The sequence below is a fragment of the Mesorhizobium album genome, assembly GCF_033977205.1.
Taxonomy (GTDB): Bacteria; Pseudomonadota; Alphaproteobacteria; order Rhizobiales; family Rhizobiaceae; genus Mesorhizobium; species Mesorhizobium album.
This window is the reverse complement of record NZ_JAVIIW010000100.1, coordinates 1-3,096: the sequence shown is the minus strand read 5'-3', so window position 1 is coordinate 3,096 and position 3,096 is coordinate 1. Positions and strand designations below refer to the sequence as shown.

The window sequence follows — 3,096 nt, the reverse complement described above, 5'->3', positions numbered from 1 at the left end:
ACGTCCGATAGGAACGCAGGGCCAGGAGAGCGACGTGCCGACGATGGCGTAGAAACCAACATCCGTCTTGGAAGCGAGCAGCGGTCTCATGGGGAAGGACGGCAAGCGATTGCTTCGCGTTCCGATGCCGGATCGCGGCGCAGAGATGGCGTCACCGAAAGCTCACACACCTCCGCCCCGTCGCATGGTCGAAACCCATCCGGCGTGGAGGCCAGGCCGCCACGCCGTGACGATGGAAGCGCGCGCGATAGCCGTTCCGGCTCACGGCGGCAACCGGGCCCTTCGGGTTCCGATGCCGGATCGCGGCGCAGAGATGGCGTCACCGAAAGCTCACACACCTCCGCCTCCTCGCTTGGAAAAACTCCATCCGGCATGGAGGCCAGGCCGCCACGCAGCGACGATGGGAGCGCGCGCGGTAGCCGCCGCATAGGTTCTCAACGGCCTGAAGGGTCGCGGCAGCAATCAGGTGCTTTGCGGGCCGAGGGCGGACCCTCGCGCCAGGCGCAGCGGTCCGAACTTTCCCACGGAGGCGGGCTACCGCCGCATAGACAAACTGCCGATTTGCAAGCGGGACGGCATTCCGAAGCAGCCCGGCAGCGCGTCTCTCGCGCAATGTCGAGTAATCTGTTCAACAATGCCCTCGATGACATTGGTCGAGCTCGGGACATCGTTCAGTTCTCCTGTGCGGTGGTGCGCCACAGCGGCATGCTGCGGGACCAGGACGAGCAGGCAGCATTCCTGCAAGGAGCCGCTGTCCAATTCACCCGTCACTTTCTGCCAAACTGGGAACAGGACATCCGTGAAGGAGAATCGTTTGGATATGCGACCGTATCCAACGCAGTCAGCCGCGAACCCGGAGGTCAGCCGGGCATGCAGGCCTGCAGGGCCATGGCAGCCAAGGTATCGAGGTCTACCAGCGCCCTCGACGATGTAGATGCTCGCGCATTGCCGCTCTTGGCATTGTCGTTCGGCCGATATCCCCAACTGGCGGAATGCCGCGACGGCACGGTCAGGATCGGCGAATTCTGCAGCGACAACCCAGCAGTGCTTCGCCAGCTCGACGCTCGAAACCTCTCGCTGCTGGTGAACGGCTTCAGCAAGTGGCCTGACCAGCCAGGGTGTGGCGACGGCACTTTCGCAGTTGCTGGTGAGGTTCTTCGCCGCGCCCACACGCAAGGGTTTTCCAAATTCAATCCGCAGAGCTTGACCAACCTGGTCAATGGTTTCAGCAAATGGCCGAACCAGGCGGAGTGTCGGGAGGCCACCAGCGCTATCGGCACCGAGGTGACGTACCTCGCAGGCCGAGCCAATCGGCTTTCCGATTTTGTACCGCAGGACCTGGCGAACCTGGTGAACGGTTTCAGCAAGTGGCCGGAACAGGAAAGCACGCGCGAAGCAACGATCGCCATCGGCTCTGAGATCAGTCGCGAGGCCAACCGACTCGGTCGCTTTCCTGAGCAGGAGCTGGCCACTTTGGTGAACGGTTTCAGCAAGTGGCCGCAAGAGCCAGGCATACGTCAGGCTGCGGTCGCCATCGCAGGGGACATTGCGTCCGGCGTCGGCAAGCCCGGCGGATTTACTCATCAGCACCTGGCGATACTGGTGAATGGTTTCAGCAAGTGGCCCGAAGAACTCAATATGCGCCAGGCAGCAGTCACCGTCGGTGGGGAGGTCGTTGCGCGCGCCAGGGAGCTGGGTGGGTTCACGGATCAACACCTGGCCAATCTGGTGAATGGTTTCAGCAAGTGGCCGGAACAGGAGAAGACGCGCGAAGCGGCCGTCGCCATCGCCTCTGAGGTCAGCTGCGACGCCAACCGATTGCGCGGTTTTCCTGGTCAGGAGCTGGCCTATCTGATCAATGGCTTCAGCAAGTGGCCGCAAGAGCCAGGCATGCGCCAAGCTGCGGTCGCCATCGCCGGGGAGATCGCCTCCCGCGCCGACAAAATCAAGGGGTTTACCCATCAGCAGCTGGCCATACTGGTGAACGGTTTCAGCAAATGGCCCGAACAGGAGAAGACGCGCGAAGCCACAGCCGCAGTTGCCCGCGAGATTCTCCGCCGCACCAGTCACCTCCGTGGATTTACTGACCAACATGTGGCGAACCTGGTGAACGGATTCAGCAAGTGGCCCGAGGAGCCTGAAGTGCGCCAAGCTGCAGTGGGCCTCGCCGAGGAGATCGTGTCCCGCGCCGGCCAACTCGCCGGATTCGCCGATCAACACCTGGCGAATTTGGTGAACGGTTTCAGCAAATGGCCCGAACAGGAGAAGACGCGCGAAGCCACGGCCGCAGTTGCCTGCGAGATTCTCCGCCGCACCAGTCACCTCCGTGGATTTACTGACCAACATGTGGCGAACCTGGTGAACGGATTCAGCAAGTGGCCCGAGGAGCCTGAAGTGCGCCAAGCTGCAGTGGGCCTCGCCGAGGAGATCGTGTCCCGCGCCGGCCAACTCGCCGGATTTGCCGATCAACACCTGGTGACCTTGGTGAATGGTTTCAGCAAATGGCCGGATCAGCAGAAGATGCGCGAGGCTACGGTCACCATTGGCAGGGAGGTCCTTCGCCGCGCCGATCGCCCGGATGTCGGGCTCTCCGATTTTACTGCTCAAGGCTTGGCGATCCTGGTGAACGGCTTCGGCAAGTGGACGCAAGAGCCGGTGTGCTATCAGGCTCTGGTGGAGATCGCCCGCGGTCTCGGCCCCAAGGGCCGTCGCTTCGGCGCTTTCATCACGCCTGCGCTGGGCAACATCGCCAACAGTCTGGCGCGCGGTATCCTGCAGGGCGAGGAAGCCGGGGAGGTGGCCGAACCCGCTTTGCTGAGGGAGCGGCTGCAGCAGCTGGCGCATTATCTCCACTATGCCGATGACCGGCTGCAGCAGGCCGATGTCCTGGCCATCGCCAACATCTTCAAGGCCCTGAGCAAGGCGCAGTTGTCCGACGATCTGGGTGTGCTGGCAAAGCCGGGGCTGGAGAGGCTGGAGGCGCTACGCGCCACGCCCGCCTTCGAGCGCGACAACAACCTGGAGACCATGGGCAATCTGTGCGCCGCCCTGCTGCCGCTGGCGCGCAGCCCGCGGCCGGCGTTGCGCTGGTACCGC

At 63.2% G+C, this 3,096-nt stretch carries 1 pseudogene; it reads left to right on the top strand.

The features are described 5' to 3' along the window. Positions 1-612: 612 nt before the first annotated feature. Positions 613-3,096 (top strand): annotated as a pseudogene (locus RFN28_RS34260) (hypothetical protein); the annotation flags it as partial.